The 17766-nt window shown below is 73.0% G+C and carries 16 protein-coding genes; 7 read left to right on the top strand and 9 right to left on the bottom strand.

Annotation, left to right across the window (positions count from 1 at the left end; all coding sequences use genetic code 11):
* Window positions 1–111: 111 nt before the first annotated feature.
* Complete coding sequence (locus E1211_RS00500; protein WP_132344158.1) at window positions 112–1152, bottom strand: aldo/keto reductase; 1041 nt, start codon at window positions 1150–1152, stop codon at window positions 112–114.
* Between the two features lie 263 nt (window positions 1153–1415).
* Between E1211_RS00500 and E1211_RS00495 the strand changes: the two genes are divergently transcribed.
* Window positions 1416–2792, top strand: a complete 1377-nt coding sequence (locus tag E1211_RS00495; RefSeq protein ID WP_132344156.1) for an NAD(P)/FAD-dependent oxidoreductase — start codon at window positions 1416–1418, stop codon at window positions 2790–2792.
* Window positions 2793–2796: 4 nt separating this feature from the next.
* Here the strand turns inward: E1211_RS00495 and E1211_RS00490 are convergent, their stop codons facing one another.
* Both E1211_RS00490 and E1211_RS00485 read right to left on the bottom strand, forming a co-directional pair.
* Window positions 2797–3429: a hypothetical protein gene (locus E1211_RS00490; protein ID WP_132344154.1), complete on the bottom strand. Its 633-nt coding sequence runs from the start codon at window positions 3427–3429 to the stop codon at window positions 2797–2799.
* 63 nt (window positions 3430–3492) lie between these two features.
* Window positions 3493–4407 carry a LysR family transcriptional regulator gene (locus E1211_RS00485; RefSeq protein WP_132344152.1) on the bottom strand — a complete coding sequence of 305 codons (915 nt, stop codon included), beginning with the start codon at window positions 4405–4407 and terminating at the stop codon, window positions 3493–3495.
* A gap of 124 nt (window positions 4408–4531) precedes the next feature.
* On the opposite strand from E1211_RS00485, the gene E1211_RS00480 reads away from it, so the two are divergent.
* From E1211_RS00480 to E1211_RS00465, 4 genes are all read left to right on the top strand, one after another.
* Complete coding sequence (locus E1211_RS00480) at window positions 4532–5233, top strand: type 1 glutamine amidotransferase domain-containing protein (protein WP_132344150.1); 702 nt, start codon at window positions 4532–4534, stop codon at window positions 5231–5233.
* A 25-nt stretch (window positions 5234–5258) separates the two neighbouring features.
* Window positions 5259–6053, top strand: coding sequence for an SDR family NAD(P)-dependent oxidoreductase (locus E1211_RS00475; protein WP_132344148.1), 795 nt, complete (start codon window positions 5259–5261; stop codon window positions 6051–6053).
* A 144-nt stretch (window positions 6054–6197) separates the two neighbouring features.
* The gene (locus tag E1211_RS00470) at window positions 6198–7154 is read left to right on the top strand and encodes an NAD(P)/FAD-dependent oxidoreductase (protein WP_132344145.1); all 957 of its coding nucleotides are present in this window, start codon (window positions 6198–6200) and stop codon (window positions 7152–7154) included.
* A 121-nt stretch (window positions 7155–7275) separates the two neighbouring features.
* Window positions 7276–8361 (top strand): alkene reductase, encoded by a 1086-nt coding sequence (locus E1211_RS00465; protein WP_132344143.1) that lies wholly within the window; start codon window positions 7276–7278, stop codon window positions 8359–8361.
* 2 nt (window positions 8362–8363) lie between these two features.
* Here E1211_RS00465 and E1211_RS00460 read toward each other — a convergent pair whose 3' ends face one another.
* The 5 genes from E1211_RS00460 to E1211_RS00440 all read right to left on the bottom strand — a co-directional run bounded on the left by E1211_RS00460 (window position 8364) and on the right by E1211_RS00440 (window position 14805).
* The gene (locus E1211_RS00460) at window positions 8364–9536 is read right to left on the bottom strand and encodes an alanine racemase (RefSeq protein WP_132344141.1); all 1173 of its coding nucleotides are present in this window, start codon (window positions 9534–9536) and stop codon (window positions 8364–8366) included.
* Window positions 9533–11131 carry an IucA/IucC family siderophore biosynthesis protein gene (locus tag E1211_RS00455; RefSeq protein ID WP_132344139.1) on the bottom strand — a complete coding sequence of 533 codons (1599 nt, stop codon included), beginning with the start codon at window positions 11129–11131 and terminating at the stop codon, window positions 9533–9535. Before E1211_RS00455 ends, E1211_RS00460 begins: the two co-directional genes overlap by 4 nt.
* Window positions 11128–12756: an IucA/IucC family protein gene (locus E1211_RS00450; RefSeq protein WP_132344137.1), complete on the bottom strand. Its 1629-nt coding sequence runs from the start codon at window positions 12754–12756 to the stop codon at window positions 11128–11130. Before E1211_RS00450 ends, E1211_RS00455 begins: the two co-directional genes overlap by 4 nt.
* Window positions 12753–13922 carry an acetyl-CoA carboxylase biotin carboxylase subunit family protein gene (locus E1211_RS00445; protein WP_132344135.1) on the bottom strand — a complete coding sequence of 390 codons (1170 nt, stop codon included), beginning with the start codon at window positions 13920–13922 and terminating at the stop codon, window positions 12753–12755. The genes E1211_RS00450 and E1211_RS00445 overlap by 4 nt, the downstream gene beginning before the upstream one ends.
* A 172-nt stretch (window positions 13923–14094) precedes the next feature.
* Complete coding sequence (locus tag E1211_RS00440; protein ID WP_132344133.1) at window positions 14095–14805, bottom strand: siderophore-interacting protein; 711 nt, start codon at window positions 14803–14805, stop codon at window positions 14095–14097.
* Window positions 14806–14978: 173 nt separating this feature from the next.
* Between E1211_RS00440 and E1211_RS00435 the strand changes: the two genes are divergently transcribed.
* Window positions 14979–15542 carry a GNAT family N-acetyltransferase gene (locus E1211_RS00435; protein WP_132344131.1) on the top strand — a complete coding sequence of 188 codons (564 nt, stop codon included), beginning with the start codon at window positions 14979–14981 and terminating at the stop codon, window positions 15540–15542.
* 257 nt (window positions 15543–15799) lie between these two features.
* On the top strand, window positions 15800–16519 hold the full coding sequence (locus E1211_RS00430) for a VOC family protein (RefSeq protein WP_132344129.1): 720 nt from the start codon (window positions 15800–15802) through the stop codon (window positions 16517–16519).
* A 174-nt stretch (window positions 16520–16693) separates the two neighbouring features.
* Here the strand turns inward: E1211_RS00430 and E1211_RS00425 are convergent, their stop codons facing one another.
* Window positions 16694–17719: a LacI family DNA-binding transcriptional regulator gene (locus E1211_RS00425; protein WP_207915113.1), complete on the bottom strand. Its 1026-nt coding sequence runs from the start codon at window positions 17717–17719 to the stop codon at window positions 16694–16696.
* Between the last annotated feature and the right edge of the window lie 47 nt (window positions 17720–17766).

Raw genomic sequence — 17766 nt, 5'->3', positions numbered from 1 at the left:
CCGGTGCCGGATCCGCGACGAAGAGACCGGCCGGGGTCGATCGTCGGATCGACCCCGGCCGAGTGGAGGTTCGCCCTCGGGCGGGTGGTGGTCCCGCCGCGACGGTGGAGGCTACCCCTGGTTGGCGGCCGGGATCCGGACCGGCCCGAAGCTCTCCTGGATCCAGTTCGGGTAGGCCACCGGCGGACGGCTCACCGCGTCGAGTTCGGCGAGGTCCTGCTCGGTCAGCGTCAGGTCGGCGGCGGCGAGGTTGTCGGTGAGCTGGTCCATCCGGCGGGCGCCGACGATGACACTGGTGATCGCCCGCTGGGCGAGCACCCACGCGATCGCGACCCGGGCCGGGCTCACCTCGTGCCGGGCCGCGACGGCGCGCAGCACGTCGACGATCTGGTGGCCCTTCTCCTCGTCGAACTGGACGAAGTCGCCACCGACCTGGCTGCGCCGGGAGACCTCCGCGCTGTCGGTGCTGCCCGGCTTGAACTTGCCGGAGAGGAAGCCGCCGGCGAGCGGGCTCCACACCGTGAGGCTCACTCCCTCGTCCTCGGCCATCGGCACGAGGTCGCGCTCGGCGTCGCGGGACACCAGCGAGTAGTGGATCTGGTTGGCGACGAACCGGGCCCGGTCCTGTCGTGCGGAGATGCCCAGGGCCTTGCTGACCTGCCAGGCCGCGAGGTTGGAGCTTGCGATGTAGCGGACCTTGCCCTGACGTACCGCGTCGTCGAGGGCGGCCAGCGTCTCCTCCATCGGCGTCAGGTGGTCGTAGTTGTGGATGTGGTACACGTCGATGTAGTCGGTCTGCAGCCGGCGCAGGCTGTCCTCCAGCGCGCGCATCACGTGCAGGCGGGTGAGGCCCTGATCGTTGGGGCCGGGCCCGACGGGGGCGAGGAGCTTGGTGGCGAGGACGATGTCGCGCCGGCGCTGCTTGATCGCCCGGCCCACCATCTCCTCGCTCTCGCCGTCGGCGTAGACGTCGGCCGTGTCGATGAAGTTCACGCCGGCGTCGAGGGCCACGCCGAGCATCCTGTCGAGCTCTTCCTGCCCGAGCGCGCCGAGCTTGCCGAAGACCGGGTGTCCCTCGCCGCCGAACGTCATCGTCCCGAGCGAGATCTCGGAGACCCACACGCCCGTACGCCCCAAAAGCCGATACTTCACCTAACGCTCCAATTGGTCGTCTTCCGCCGCGCGCATGTGCCGTGCGCCGAGCACGCGGACACAATGTCGGACATGGTGTCCGGCCGAATGCTACACGCGGCTGACGGTGGCTGCCGAAGCCGACAAAACGACCAATGCTCTGGAAGCTGTCCAAAGGTCGCCGGATCGAGGTCGATGGAATCAGCCGCGCTGCCCGGCGACCTGGTCTGCCATCGGCCCTGAGAGGATGCGGGAGCGCAGCACCCCCACCCTGGAGGAGAAGGATGGCACCCTCCCCGGCCCGGATCTTCGCGGAACTGAACGCGGTACGGCCACCGGAACAGGCACGTCCGATCATGGGTACGGCCGCCGTGGTCGGCGGCAGCGTCGCCGGGTTGCTGGCCGCCCGGGTGCTGTCCGAGCACGCGGAGAGCGTCGTCATCATCGACCGCGACGACCTGCACACGACCGGCGCCCGGCCCGGCGTGCCACAGGGGACCCAGCTGCACGCCCTGCTGCCCGGCGGATTCCTCCAGCTCGAGCACCTGTTCCCGGGCTTCCGCGACGAGGCCCTCGACCAGGGGGCGATCGAGGCGCCACCGGCGAGCAGGCGGAACTACCTCGACGGCCGGAGAAAGGTCGTCGTCCCCGACGACGCGGACAGCCTGGCCGGCACCCGGCCCTTCCTGGAGGGGCTGATCCGCCGTCGGGTGCTCCGGCTGCCCAACGTGAAGACCGCGACCGCCCGGGCCACGGGCCTCGTCTTCGACGGCGCCGCGGTCACCGGAGTCCGGATCGACGACGGCGGCGCGCCCGGCGTCGAGAGCGCCGACCTCGTGGTGGACGCCATGGGACGGTCGAGCCGGCTCTCCGACTGGCTCGCCCAGGCCGGCTGGGAGCGGCCTGTCCTGCGACGGATGACCGTCAACCTGAACTACGCGACGGCGATGTTCCGGCGACGCGAGCCCAACCCGCGGCCCGCCCTCGCCCTGGCGCTGCACAGTCCCCGCGTCTCGTCGGACGTGGCCGGGGCCGCGTACTTCGCCGTGGAGGGCGACCGGTGGATGGCCATGATGGCCGGTTACGGGGAGAACCGCCCGGGACGCACCGCGGCGGACTTCGTCCGCCGGATGCGCGAGCAGTTCCCGCCGGAGTTCGGCGCGGTCGTCGAGAACGAACTGCTCGGTGACGTCCAGACGTACCGCCACGCCGACAGCCGGCGGCGTGACTTCCACGCGCTGGCGCGCTTCCCCGCCCGGCTCGTCGCCGTCGGCGACGCGGTGGCGTCGTTCAACCCGGTGTACGGGCAAGGCATCACCGCCGCCACCCTGCACGCCGCCTGCCTCTCGACGTACCTGCGGTCGGCGCCCGACCTCAGCGAGCCCGCGCGGGCGTTCCTCGCCCTGCAGGAGGTGGTGGTCGACGCCGCCTGGTCGACGTCGACCTCCGCCGACCTCGCGCTGCCGCACGTCGACGGCCCCTATCCGCGCGCCTACCGGCTCCGTAGCTGGCTCAGCGGGCAGATCGTCGCGGCGACCGTGACGGACGTGGCCGTCGCCCGGCGGTTCAACCAGGTCGTCTCCATGCGGGAACACCCGAACTCGCTGATCACTCCGGGCGTGATCCTGGGTGCCCTCCGGGCGAACCGGCGGGCTCGCTGACCGGTCAGCGCGGCGAGACGTACGCCAACGGCAGCGCGGCGGGCTGTCCCTCCCAGGACCCGGTCAGCCGGCTTCCGGGCAGCTCGGTGTGCTCGCCGAGGCGCCGGACCACGGCCAACTCGACCGCCTCGCCGACGATCCGGGTCGGGTCGCCCTCCTGCGCCTGCTCGATCGGGCCGAACTCGGGTACGGCGACCGGTCGCGGGCCGTCCGCGACGATTGTCATGCTCTGCGGCCGTACCTCGCGCACCCCGTCCACCTCGAAGTACTCCTCGACCTGTCCCGCTCCGGTGAGGACGGCCCTCGCGAGGGCCGCGGCGTAGACCGGGTCGCCGCAGGCGTCGTAGACCCACCGGCGTCCGAGGACCGAGTGCTCACACGTGCCGACGAGCCACCGCCGCGCAGCGTCCAGCGGCGCGCCGCGGTAGGTCAGCGGCACCTGGTGGACCGGCCCGGCGCCGGCGCGTACCAGCAGGGTCTCGATCCCGACCTCGCCCGCCGGGTCGTCGAAGCGGTACGCGGCAACCCGCTCCAGCTCGGCGCCCGCCTCCCCCTGGAACCAGGGGCGGTCGGGCAGCCAGGCGGCGAGGAGTTCGAGCTTCGTGGGGCGTACGTCCGCCCGGTGCAGCAATGCCATGTGCCGGATCATAGGGACGGCCGCGCGAGGCGGGTGCACCGCGAGGCAGGGTGTGCCCGGGAGTCACCACTCGCGGGCGGCCTGCCGGATCGCGTCGCGCACCCGGAGCACCTCGGGGCGCAGTGTGGTGGTCGCGCGTTGGGCGATGAATCCGGTGTTGATCGGCGGATCCTCCGGTTCGAGCAGCGCGACAAGCGCCCCCGTGCGCAGCTCCTCCGTGCAGAGGTAGCGCGGCAGCACCGTGACGCCCGCGCCCGCCACGGCCGCGGCCAGCACGCCCCGCAGGTCGGGCACCACGAGAGCGGGCCGCGCGCTCAGCCGCTGGCGGAAGACGTGGCGCCAGTAGCGGCGCAGGATCGGCACGTCCTCCGCGTAGCTGATCAGTGGTACGCCGTCGAGGGCGGTGGCGTCGTCCGGGCCGAGCGGGCCGATCCGTGCGTGCCACGCCGGCGCGCCGACGAGAACGAACTCCTCGTCCATGAGCGGCGCTGCCAGCACGGAGCGCCCGCGCGGCCGGAGAGCGGACAGGACGAGGTCCAGGCGCCCCGCGCGCAGGCCGTCGAGCAGGTCGTCGGCGAGTCCCGGCGTGACACGTAGCCGTACGCCCTCGGCGACGAGCGGCGCGAGCACGGGCAGGATCCGGACGGCCAGCAGCTCGGCGGGGCCGCCCAGGTGCACCGGCTCGGTGGGCGCCGAGGCGTTCCGGTCGGCCACCACTGCGAGTTCGTCCAGCGGAGCCGAGATCCGGGCGGCGAGGTCGGTGGCGACGGCGGTCGGTACGACCCCACGCGGCAGCCGCTCGAAGAGCTGGCGATCCAGTTGCTGTTCGAGCGCGCGGATCTGACCCGTCACGGTCGGCTGCGCGAGGCCGAGACGGCGGGCGGCCTCGGTGAGGGAACCAGCCCGGTAGACGGCCAGGAAGGTGCGCAGCTGGGTGAGGTCCAGCTGGTGCGAGCCATCGGAATTCTTTGGGGCCATGCCGGTAATCCTATTGGCTGACTGAGCGCACGTCGGCCTAGCGTCGAGCCCGTGAACAGGCGCGATCAGCGCCGAGGACAGGACTCCGGGCCCTCGGTCCGGAACGAGCAACGGAGTGAGTTGAGTGGCAAAGATCTTGTTCGTCATGACGGGCGCCGACCACTGGACCCTGGCCGACGGTGAACAGCACCCCACCGGCTTCTGGGCCGAGGAGTTCGCCGCCCCGTACCGCGCGCTCACCGAGGCCGGGCACGAGGTGACCGTCGCCACGCCGGGCGGAGTGGTGCCGACCGTGGACCGGGTCAGCCTGGCCCCCGAGTTCAACGGCGGCCCACAGGGCGCCGAGGCGGTCGCCGCGGTCCTCGACGGCGCTGCGGCGCTGCGCCGGCCGCTGGCGCTGGCCGACGTCCACCCGGCCGACTACTCGGCGGTCTTCTACCCGGGGGGTCACGGCCCGATGGAGGACCTCTCCGGCGATCCCCGGTCCGCCCGGGTGATCATCGAGACCCTGGACTCCGGCCGGCCCCTGGCCCTGGTGTGCCACGGCGTGGCGGCCCTGCTGGCGACCGAGGGCCCGGACGCCGTCTCGCCGCTGCGCGGCTACCGGCTGACCGGCTTCACCCGGGCCGAGGAGACCCTGACCGGGTTCGCCGACCGCGCCGAGTGGCTGCTCCAGGACCGGCTGGTCGCGCTCGGTGCGCACTTCATCGAGGCCCCGGCGTGGTCGTCGCACGTGGTGACCGACCGCAATCTCCTGACCGGCCAGAACCCCGGCTCATCGGCCGAGCTGGCCGCCGCCCTGCTCGGACGGCTCGGCCCGGCCTGACCGTCGCACCCGAAGGACTCGGAACATGTCACTGATCTTGATCACCGGAGCGTCCGACGGCCTGGGCCGTGCCCTGGCCGAGGAGCTCGCGGCCGGCGGCTGGCACCGGCTCCTGCTGCACGGCCGCGACGCCGACCGGCTCGCGGAGGTCGCGCGGGCCACCGGCGGGATTCCGCTGCGGGCCGACTTCTCCTCCCTGGACGAGGTGAAGCGCCTCGCCGCGGAGGTCACGCGGGAGCACGACCGGCTGGACGTGCTGGTCAACAACGCCGGTGTCGGCTTCCACGTGGACGGCAGGACCCGTCAGCTCTCCCGGGACGGGTACGAACTGCGCCTCGCCGTCAACTACCTCGCACCGGTGCTGCTGACCCGGGAACTGCTCCCACTGCTGCGCCGCAGCCCGGCGGGCCGGGTGGTGAACGTGGCCTCGATCGGCCAGCAGCCTATCGACTTCGACGACCCGCAGTTCGTACGCGACTTCCACGAGCCGGCCGCCTACAGCCGCGCCAAGCTCGCGTTGATCTGCCACACCCTGGATCTGGCCGACGAGCTCGCCGGCACCGCCGTCACCGCGAACAGCGTCCACCCGGCGTCGTACATGCCGACGAGCATGTCGACCCGTTCGGGGATGGAGTTCGTCGACACCCTGGAGAAGGGGGTGTCGGCCGTGCGGCGGCTGGTCGACGGAGTCGAGCTGGCCGGCGTCACCGGCCGCTACTTCGACAGCGGGCAGGAGGCGCGCGCCGCGGCGGCGGCCTACGACCCCGAGTACCGGCGGCGGCTCCGGACACTGACCGGCGACCTGCTGGCCGGCCGCTGACCCTGCCCCGGTCGCGTCGGGATAAGGGGGATCTTGGACGGTTCGTGCCCGTCTGGGACCCGGCACGTCCAAGATCCCCTGGGCGATTTGCTGATCTCGCAACTCGGTTTGCAGCTGGGGCCCACGCTGACGCACCGTGGGCGCATGAACGAGATTTCTTGGGACGTGGCCGTGATCGGCGGCGGGAGCGCGGGGCTGAGCGCCGCCCTGATGCTCGGCCGAGCCCGCCGGCGGGTGGTCGTCCTCGACGCAGGCACGCCTCGCAACAGATTCGCCGCACACATGCACGGCGTCCTCGGCCACGACGGCCGACCGCCCGCCGACCTGCTGTCCATCGGGCGGCGCGAAGTCGAGTCCTACGGCGGCACGATCCTCACCACGACGGCGACGCTCACCCGCCGGGACGGCGACGGATTCGCCGTCGAGACCGCCGACGGTGCGATCGTCCGAGCCCGCACACTCCTGGTGACGACCGGCGCTCGCGACGAGCTCCCCGAACTCGACGGCCTCGCCGAACGCTGGGGCCGAGGCGTCGCCGTCTGCCCCTACTGCGACGGGTACGAGGTCCGTGACCGGCGGATCGGCATCCTCGCCACCGGCCCGGCCAGCGAATTCCAGGCGCAGCTGCTGCGACAGTGGTCGCCGTCGATCACCTACCTCGCGGACGCCGTCGGCGCCCCCGGCGGCGAGACCCGGTCCGCGTTCGACGCCCGGGGCATCCGCGTCGAGGAGGGCCCGGTACGGCGGGTCGTCTCCCGTGACGACCGGGTCGCCGGGGTGGAGATGGCCGACGGCCGGCTCATCGAGCTGGACGCGATCTTCACCATTCCGCGTCTGGTGCCCCGGGACGAACCGCTGCGGCAGCTCGGGGCGGAGCGGACGGAGCACCCGTGGGGGTCGTTCGTGACCGTCGACGAGAACGGACGGACCAGCATCGACGGGGTCTGGGCGGCCGGGAACGTGGTCAACGCCATGGCCAACGTCTCCATCTCGATCGGCGCCGGCGCGCTCGTCGCCGGAGCGATCAACCACGCGCTGATCCTCGACGACGTCCGCCTCGCCGTGTCCGCCGCCACTCCCGCCCCCGCCCGACACGAGTAGCACCGCGCGCTGCCGCGCGAACGCCGAGAACCCGCTGCCCCCGCCCGGACGAGGCCGTGTCCGGCCGGTGACCGGTCGGCCGATCCGCCGCGGGGGCACCCTCACCGAGAGACAACGGACCATGAACCTGTTCACACCCACCGACCTGGGGGCCCTGAAACTGCGGAACCGCCTGGTCATGGCACCCATGACCCGGCTCCGCGCCGACGCGGCGGGAGTGCCGACCGACCTCCAGTCCACGTACTACGCCCAGCGGGCCGGCTTCGGACTGGTGATCACCGAAGGCACCTATCCCAGCCCCGAATCACGCGCCTATCCCCACCAGCCCGGCATCGTCACCCCACGGCAGCGCGACGGCTGGAGGCGCGTCGCCGACTCCGTCCACGCCGCCGGCGGCAGGATCGTCCTGCAACTCATGCACGCCGGGCGCGTCTCCCACCCCAGCATCACCGGAACCGACCGCATCGTCGCGCCCAGCGCCGTCGCGGTCACCGGTGAGGTGCACACCGCCCACCGCAAGCGGCCCTACCCGACACCGCACGCGCTCACGCCGTCCGAGCTGACCGCCGTACGCGACGAGTTCGTGGCCGCGGCCCAGCGGGCGATCGACGCCGGACTCGACGGCGTCGAGCTGCACGCCGGGAACGGGTACCTGCTGCACCAGTTCCTCGCGCCCAGCGCGAACCGCCGCACCGACGAGTACGGCGGCAGCCCGCACGCGCGGGCACGCTTCGTCGTCGAGGTCGCCTCGGCCGTGGCCGAGCAGATAGGCGGATCCCGGGTCGGCATCCGGCTCTCGCCCGCGGTGAACATCCAGGGAGCCCTGGAGACCGACCCCGCCGACGTACGCGCCACCTACGACGCGCTCGCCGACGGGCTCGCGCCGCTGGGCCTCGCCTACCTCAGCGTCGTGCACCCCGAGCCGGCGTCGGCGCTCGTGCAGCGGCTGCGTACCCGCGTCGGCGCGCCACTCGTCGTGAACACCGGCTTCTCCACGACGAGCACCCGGGACCGGGCGGCGGCCGTGATCGCACAGGGCGACGCCGACGCGGTGGCCGTCGGGCGGCCGGCGATCGCGAACCCCGATCTCGTCGAACGCTGGCGCGACGAACTGCCCGAGACCGATCCGGACCCGGCGACGTTCTACACCGGAGGCGCCAACGGCTACCTCGACTACCCGCGCTCTCGGGCGGTGGTGCCGAGCTGAGCTCAGGGGCTGCGGCCCGGGCGCCGGGAGTACGGGTGAAGCGGCCGGGCGGACCACCGCGTGGCGAGTTCCCGGGGATCGCCGCTGCGGAACTCGGGTGGGTCGTGGAGCAGGAAGTCGCGGTGGCTGATGTTCCAGGCGTACGCGCCGGCCATGGCGAAGACCAGCACGTCGCCGACGCCGATCACACCCGCCGAGCTGGACCGGGAGAGCACGTCCTTCGGGGTGCAGAGTTGTCCGACGACGGTGACCGCCCCGCCGTCGGTGCGGGGGCCGTCCGCACCGCGTCGCCGGTGCACGGTGAAGGGTTGCGGGTGCCCCTTCGCCGCGGGGGTACGCAGGTGGTGCGTCCCGCCCGCCACGATCACGAACCATTCGCCCCGGGACCGTTTCACCTCGATCACCTCGGTCAGGTACGCCCCGCAGTAGGCGGTCAGCGACCGGCCCGGCTCGATACGCAGCCGCACGTGCGGGTGGGCGTCGAGCAGACCGGCAAGCGTCCGCCCGTACCCGGCCCAGTCGAACCGCGCGCTCGGGCGGAGGTAGTCCACCGCCATGCCCCCGCCGACGTCGACCTCCGTCGCGCCCAGCTCGGTGACCGACCAGCGGACCACGTCGGCGGCGACCGCCCCGGCGAGTTCCGCGTCGAGTCCACTGGCGAGGTGGGCGTGCGCCCCCAGCACCTCGACGCCGGCGGGCGGCCGGCGGGCACACTCGATCGCGTCGTCCGGGTCCATGCCGAACGGGCTCGGTCGGCCGCCCATCACCAGGCTCGCGCCGGGCGCCGTGACGGGCAGGTTGACCCGGAGCAGTACCCGTGCCGGTCGCCGCGCGGCCACGGCCAGCGCGGCGAGGCGTCGCAGCTCGGCCGGCGACTCGACGTGGATCCGGTGCACCCCGGCCGCCAGGGCGGCGGCGAGGTCGTCGTCGGTCTTGCCGGGCCCGGCGTACGCGGCCGCCCTCCGGTCGGGCAGCACCTCGGCCAGTCGCCGCAGCTCACCGCGGCTGGCGGTCTCGAATCCGTCGACGAGCGGGGCCAGGGTGCGCAGCACACCCGGGTCCGGGTTCGCCTTGACCGCGTAGAGCAGCTCGACCTCGCGCGGCAACGCCGCCCGGATCGACCGGAGGTGGGCCGCCAGCGCGTCGAGGTCGTGGACGTAGACCGGCCGGGTCATCGTGGCCCGCCGAACGGGTTCGGCACCGGCACGAACGGGGCGCCCCGATCGGCCTCGCGCCGCCACCGGACGAGCAGGTTCGCCTTGGCGGTCAACGGCTCCCCGCTCAGCAACCGGCCCAGCTCCGGTGGATCGCCGAGGTCGGCGGCGACCGCCGCGACGACCGCCCGCACCTCCCGCCAGAGCTGCGGCTCGATTCCCGTCGACCCGTCGGCGAGCGCGCCGCAGATCCCCGCCAGATGGTTGACGAAGAGGCAGTAGACGACGCGCCGGCGGGCGGCCTGCGGACGGTAGCCGGCCTGCGACGGAACCCCGTCCGGCCAGACCGTCCACCGGTCGGTGTCCAGCTTCACGCCCTCCAGGTCCCGCAGCAGCATCCGCACCGGGCGGTGGTCCCGGTCGAGCACCACGACCACGTTCTGCAGGTGCGCCTCGTGCACCACCCCGTGCGCGAGCCAGCAGCGCAGCACCGCCGGGACGAGCAGCCCGACGTACGCCCGCCACCAGGTCACCGGGTCGGGCGGGGTGAGCGGCGCGGCGGCGAGCGCGGCCGCCAGCACGGGGGTCTCCCCGGGCCGCAGGTGCGGGCGCAGCCCGGTGCGCAGGATCGTCCCGTATGCCTCGTCCGCGCCCGGGGTGTCGACAGTGCGGTAGGCGGGTTCGGTGAGCAGGGCGACGCCGGCCGGCAGCGGTATCCGCGACAGCAGGGCGGTCAGGGCGACCGCGCCGCCGAGTTCGTACCGCGCGTTCTTGCGGAGGCAGTTGGTGATGCGTACGTGCAGGCTGGTCTTGACGAAGAGGTCGGCGGCGGGGGAGTAGAGGGTGCGCACGCTCGCCGTGGGTCGTACCGGGACGCCGGCCGCGCCGAGCCGGCGGACCGGGTAGGGCGCCGGGGGCACGAGCGTCAGCTGCCACGGGTGTACGGGCAGGACCCGGTGCCCGGCCGGCGGTCGGGGCGGGTCGAGGGCCGCCACGAGCGGGTCGAAGGGCCCGGCGTCGGCGACCAGCTCGTCCGGGACCGCGAGCCAGTGCAGCCGGAAGGCGGTGCGCAGCTCCGGTGCGTAGCAGCGCCAGGTGTCCGGATCACCGCTGCGCCACTTCGGGGCGGGATGGTGCGGGTGGCCGAAGACCAGCGACTGTTCGGACTCGACATAGCTGTCGACGGCGGGGTCACCGGTGGGGGCCGGGTCCCGCACCGGCCGTTCGGCCAGCAGGTGTGCCACCGCGTCGCGACTGGCCCGTACCTGATCGAGGAACTCCTCGTTGGCCTGGCCGGTGCGCGCGGCGAGTTCCGCCGCGACGAGATCGGCCAACCGCGCTGTGTCCAGGTCCTCCCACTGCTCGTCACCGACCTGCCGCTGCACCGGACCCGCGTACCGGTGGGCGCCGAGCGGCGAACGGCGCGTGACGGCGCAGCGCAGCGTCACGTCGAGGTGGCGCAGCCGCAGACGTGCCTCGCCGTCGGTCGCGGTCGCGTCGCCGTCGGGCAGCGCGATCTCGCGCAGGAGGCAGCCGAAGACGGCGTGGGCGGCGGAGAGGTCCGCCCGACGGTCGGTGTCCCGGTGCCGCCGGGAGCGCAGCCCCGTGCCGGTCATCGCGTCTCCCGCAGGTAGTTCGGGCCGGTCCGCCGGTAGTACTTGTTGACGTCGGTGCAGCCGAGGCGCTGCTTGGGCAGGAGGGTGCCGGCGGTGACCATCGCCTTGACCGGGAGCCGGGCGGCCCGCAACACCCGCTCGGTGAACATCCGAGCCGTGGACCCGTCGCCCCACCGGTCCCGGGCCGCGGCCAGGCGGGACGTCAACGCCTGCGCCGGTGTCGGTACCCGTACCCCTCGGGCGGCGAGCGCGAGCAGGGGAGCGGCCGCCGCCAGGTGGAGCGTGATGGTGATGAACACGTCGGCCAGTTCCTGTGGGTCACCTGCCCACATCCGTTCGTCGCGCAGCGACAGCCGGCCGGGACCCCGGTGGCGCGGGTCCAGCCGCGCTCCGTCGTTATCCTTGTAGAGCAGACCGACCGTCCCGTCGCCGTGGAGCAGCAGGTGGATGTTCTGCGGGTGGGCCTCGAGGGCCACCCCGTACCGTAGCCACAGGCAGACGTGCCAGTCGAGCAGCAGCTCCAGATAGGACGCGAGCAGCGCCGCGGGGTCACCCGGGCTGACCCGTTCGAGCACGGTGCCCGCGACGGGGTCCGGGGCGGCGAGCGCCGCGACCGGGACCACCTGCACGTCGGCCAGGTCGCGGGGAAAGCGGCGCAGCAGGAAGCTGCGCCGGTCGTCGTCGCCGACCTGCCCGTAGGTCCCCTCGTCGGCGTGCCGGATCCGGCCGGCGAAGGCCGGTTCGGCGGCGGCGGTCCGGTCGAGCAGACCAGCGACCGCGGCGCCGTCGGCGAGGGTGTCCGGGTGCAGCGTCCGGCGGTTGCGCGCGCCGAGGGTCGCCGTCGGCAGCGGCAGCTTCAGGTGCGTGTACGGGTCGTCCGCGAGCGCCACCGTCCGCATGGAGAGGGTGGGCCGTACGTGCACGGGCGGCGGGTCGACCAGCGGCAGGTCACCGCGGGCGGCGGTGAGCGGATGCACCGGCACCAGGATCGTGTCCGGGTGCGGGGATCGCGGCCACCAGGCGGGAAGCTCACCGGTGAGCCGCAGCGCCGCCGCCGGGGTAAGGCTCCAGCACAGCGCGAAGCGGGGCGCGTGTTCGGGGGCGTAGCGGCGCAGCTCGTCGTCGCTGAGCCCGTGCCGGCAGCGGTCGGTGGGGTAGACCGGATGCCCCGCGTACGCGGCGAGCACGTCGTCGAGCAGCGCGGCCGGCATCCCCGTGGGCGCGGCGGCCAGCTCGGCGGCGACCGAGGCGAACACCCGGGGCCGGGCCCGGGCGGCGAGCCGGCGTGCCCGCAGGTCCGCCCGGCACTCGCCGGTGAAGACCGCCCAGCCCGCCTCGGCCTCCGCGTCGTCCTGCGGCGCCAACAACGTGAGCAGCCCGTCCACGGTGTCCACGCGGTAGCCGTCACCGATGGCGGGCTCGACGTGCAGCACGGCGGCGGCGCTGCGGAGAACCTGCTGGAAGCCGTCCGCGCGGACCGGGATCCGGAGCAGCCCGTCGCGGTGCGGAGCCTCCCACCACCGCGCGCCCCGCGGCCTGCCGTTGCTGGTCAGGCCGAGATGGTCTTCGCGCAGCAGCGCGTCGAGCACCCGGGAGAAGACCTCCCGCTCGCTGTCGTCGGTCATCCGTCGATCGTCCACCGGAGGTCGTCTCGGAAGGCCATGAGCGCGGCCCGGACGGTGTCCCGGTCGGGGCCGATGCCGTGCAGCACCGCGAGGTAGTCGCGGTTGGTGCCGGTGCGTTCGGCGATGCTGCCGACCTCGCGCAGCGGCCGGCAGCCGAGTCGGACACCGTCGTGGACGGCGTCGAAGCGCCCGGGGGCGGCGGCGAGCCGTCCCGACCGGTCGGCGCAGACGTACTCGACGCGGGCGTACCTGCCGACGCCGGCCGGGTCGGGCAGGGCGAGGGCGTTCAGGGGCTCACCGAGGTGCAGCCGGATGACGTGTTCGAACAGCGGCACGCCGAGCAGTTCGGCGAGGATCAGGTCCATCCGGTCGCCGATCAGACGGTAGTTCACCTCGATCAGCCGTACCCGGCCGTCCTGCACGACGTACTCGGTGTGGCAGGCGCCGAAGCCGACACCGAGCGCGTCGAGCCGGGCCCGGAGCTGCCGGTCGTGCCGAGCCGGCGGCGGCGACCAGTCGAGGCTCAGCTCGGTGAAGGTCGGCGGCGGGCCGAGGCCGGTACGCCACCCGCCGAGGATCGTCCGTCCGGTCGCGTCGCCGAGGGTGTCGTAGGTGCGCAGCTCGCCGTCGAGGTACTCCTCGACGACCAGCGCGACGTCCGGCCGACGTCCGCGGATCTGTGCGATCCGGGCGGTCAGCTCGTCGCGTCCCGCCACCAGGTACACATCCTCGCTGGCCACGCCGTCGCGAGGCTTCACCACCGCGGGGAACATCGCCTCCGGCGTCGAGGGCAGGGTGCCCGGCCCGACGGCGACGGCGCGTACCACGTCGAGTCCCCGTGCGGCGATCACCTGGCGGGCGGCGACCTTGTCCTTGCAGATCCGGGCGGCCCGTAGGTCCTTGCCGGGCAGCCCGAGTGTGCGCGCGGCCGCCGCGGTGGCCTCCTGGAGATGGTCGCTGTTGGAGAGCAGGGCGAGCGGTCCGGTGGCTGCGGCGACCACGGCCGCCGGGTCGCGGACCGCGCAACGCGCCACCGGCACCCCGGCCGGCCACTGCTCGGGGCGGTCGGTCAGCACGGTGACCGGCAGCCCGAGCCGGGCCGCGGCGGGCAGGAATCCGTCCAGGACCGCGTCGGTGGGGTTCAACGCGGTGAGGTACAGCGGCATCCCGCCTCCGTCGATGCAACGAGTCGCTGATGGGTTCACCTAGCGTGCCCGTCCGGACCAGCTCACGCGGCGACCGCCGGGTCACCGGCCGGGGCGGCTACCACCCGCCCGCGGCCGGACGGATCGTGAGGGCGGGTGGCGCAACGGGTGCGGCGAGCGTCGCAGCCGTGCGTCACGCGGCTCTCCAGTAGCCGAGCGAGGTCAGTTGCCGCTTGTCGACGCCGAGGGTGCGCCGGATGTGCCGGGTGATGCCGCGGGTGCTGGCCGCCTCGCACGCCACCCAGTAGTGGGCGGTGTCGCTTTTGGGCAGGGCGGCGCAGACGGTGTCCACCAGGTGCTGACCACCGTCGCGGCGCGGCACCCAGGTGACGTCGTGGTGCGCGCGCGCCCGGGGCGTGAGCGTCTGCTCGCCCTCGTGGGCGTACTCCAGCCAGATCGTCGCCGGGATGTCGGCGGCCGTGTCGAGCAGGCTGTTCACCGCCGGCAGGGAGGCGGCGTCCCCGACCAGGTAGAGATGTTCGGGCGCGGGGTCCGGGAGTTGGAAGGCGCTGCCCTGCACGGTCGCGTCGATGGTGTCGCCGATCTTCGCGGTGGTCGCCCACCGGGCGGCGCAGCCGTCGTGCAGCGCGAACTCGAGACCGAACCGGCCGGTCGTGGGGTCCGGGTCGACCAATGTGTACGCACGCTGATGCGCCCGGCCGCCGTCGTCGAACCAGAGGCGGATCCACATGGTGGGGTGCACACCGCAGGCCTGCAGCAGCCCACCGTCGTCCACGATCAGTCGCTGGTAGTGCCCGTGGACGGACTCGGTGGCGCGCACGGTCAGCCGAAAGTCCCGGCCGCCCATGGCCCGGAGCACCACAGCTTCCCAGTTACGTTTCACGCGCCCTCCAGTTAAGGTCAGCCTTAGTTAGGCCAGGCTAACCTAATACCGCGCCGGACGGAACGTCGGCCCACACCTCGGCACCCGCGCGACGACGACCCGGCCTCGCGGACCACCCGAGCCGGCGTCGACCGCCAGCCGATCCACCTCACCTCACCCAAGGACAGGGCACCATGACCTACCAGGAGAAGATCCCCGACCTCGGCGAGCTGTCGCTCGTGACCGTGAACCCGGACGCGCACGCGGACCTGCTGCACGCCTGGGTCAGCCAGCCCCGTAACTCGTTCTGGGGGATGGGCACGCACAGCGTCGACCAGGTACGCGAGATCTACGAGTTCATCGACGGCCTGCCGACCCATCACGCGTACCTGATCACGATCGACGACGAGCCGGTCGGGCTGTTCCAGACCTACCAGCCCGACGCGGACCCGGTCGGCGAGCGGTACGACGTCCAGCCCGGTGACATCGGCATGCACCTGCTGCTCAGTCCCACCCGCCGCTACCTGCGAGGCCTCACCACCGCGATCGGGCCCGCCCTCGCCCGGTTCCTGTTCGCGGATCCGACCGCCCGGCGGATCGTCGTCGAACCCGACGTACGCAACCATCGGGCCCTGCACCGGCTGGAGATGGAAGGGTTCGTCCTCGGCCCCGAGATCGACCTGCCGGAGAAGCGCGCCCAGCTCGCCTTCCTCGACCGCGCCCGCTTCGAGGCGACGCAACGCCCGCAAGCCGGGTGACGCACGGGGGCGTGGTGCGCACCCTAGCCGGTCGTGCACCACGTCCGCGTGGTCACCGCCGCACCGCCGTCCGCGCAGTGTTGTCTGCGGCAGATCCGGGCACCTGATCCTGACGAGCCGTATGGCAGGCAGGAATGCACCGCCGATGGCTCGGGCGGGCAGCGGGGCGTTCTGGGACATCAGCCGATCGGATGGCCGAAGGTGATGATCGGCTATTTCCATGTGCGACGGACCCCCGCGATGCCTAGAAAGGGGGCATGACCAACGAGGTGACAGTTCCCCTGCTGCCGTGCGCATCCATCGACGACATCGAAACCTTCTACGGAGTTCTCGGTTTCCGCACCACGTACAAGCAACGCAAGCCCAACGCGTGTGTGGCGGTGCAGCGGGAAGACCTGCATCTGCAATTCTTCGAGATCGCCGGATTCGACCCGGAGCAGTCCTATGGCTCCTGTCTCGTAATCACCGCGGACATCGAGGGACTACATCGGGCATTCGCAGCCGGTATGCGCGCCGCGTACGGCAAGGTGCTGGTGTCCGGAACGCCGCGGATGACCCGGCCCAGGGTACGGAAGAACGCCGACGGGTTGGGCGGATTCAGCGTCATCGACCCGGGCGGCAACTGGATCCGCGTCTTTCGGGACGCCGCCGCCGCGCCCATGCCGGCCGCCACGCCTGCCGGGCGGCTGGCCAAGGCCCTGGCGAATGCCGTCGTGCAGGCCGATTCCAGGGGAAGCGTCGGACAGGCCGTCCGGATCCTCGACAGCGCGTTGGCCCGCCCGCAAGCCGACGACGACCCGGTCGAGCAGGTAGAGGTCCTGGTCTATCGCGCCGAACTAGCGATGGTGCTGCACGATCCAAAGACCGCAGCCGAGATGCTGGCCCGCGCTCAGTCCGTCACGCTCACCGAAGACGAATCCGAAAGGGCGGCATCCGCGTTCGACAACGCCGCCGAACTCGCTGCGGCACTGAGGTGAGTTCCCATACGAACGCCTCCGTCATCTCGGCCAGATCCGCGCACTGCCGTGCGGCAGCGCCCGGAGGACCGGACCGGCCGCGGGATGCCCTGGCATGGGGGCTGGGAAGTGCGGCGTGCCTTCCAGGCCGGGGAATCCCCCCCCCCCCCCGGCTCGGCGAGGCGAACTCCTCGCTCAGGAGGGCCGGGCGCCGCTGCTGGCCCGCACGACGAGGATCGGCTCCACGGGCGACGGGCGCGAGGCCTCCGCCGAGCCATTCAGCAGATCCAGCAGCGCCGCCACGCACCGGTGGCCGACCTCGTCGAAGTCCTGACGCACGGTGGTCAGGGGTGGGGTGAAGTACTCGGCCTCGGGAATGTCGTCGAAGCCGACCACGCTGACCTCCTCCGGCACCCGTACCCTGCGCTGGTGCAGGGCGCGGAGCAGGCCGAGCGCCTGGTGGTCGTTGGCGCAGAAGACCGCGCTGACGTCCCGTCGCTCGGCGAGTGACTGGCCGATCTCGTAGCCCGCCCGCGGGCTCCAGTCGCCGGTGATGACCGGTGGCACCCGCCGCCCGGCGGTCTCGAGGGCCAACCGCCACCCCTCGAGGCGGTCGCGGGCCTCCAGCCAGTCCCGCGGCCCGGCGATGTGCAGGACCGTCTCGTGCCCGAGGGAGAGGAGGTGCTCGACGGCCAGGCGGGCGCCGGCCACCTGATCGACCGAGACGCTCGGAAGCTCGCCGTCGACGCCCGGCTCGACCAGCACGGCGGGTACGCCGGTGGGCAGGCCGTGCACGGCCACGGCGGCGCTGACCATCGGTGCGATGAGCACGACCCCGGCCACCGACTGCTCGCTGAGGGCGTCGATCGCGGCGGCCACCCCGGAGCGGTCCAGCCGTTCGAGGGTGACGATGTTGATGCCGTAGCCGGCCGCGCGGGCGGCGCGCTCGATGCCGAGGAGGGTGGCGGCCGGGCCGTAGAGGATGGTGTCGAAGCTGATCACGCCGATGACCTTCGACCGCCGGGCCGCCAGCCCCCGGGCGAGGGCGTTTGGCCGGTAGTTGAGCTGGTGCACGGCGCGCAGGACCCGCTCGCGGGTCTCCTGGCGGACGCTCGGATGGTTGTTCAGGACCCGGGACACGGTCTGGTGCGAGACGCCGGCGAGCCGCGCGACATCGCTCATGACCGCGGCGCGAGCGGCCGGCTGGTGTTGCATCGTCATGTCCCCCTCATGGTCATCGTAGCCCCGCCACCGTCGACGGAATCGGC

The organism is Micromonospora sp. 15K316 (assembly GCF_004348525.1).
In the GTDB taxonomy this organism is placed as follows: domain Bacteria; phylum Actinomycetota; class Actinomycetes; order Mycobacteriales; family Micromonosporaceae; genus Micromonospora.
This window is presented reverse-complemented; position numbering and strand designations above follow the sequence as displayed.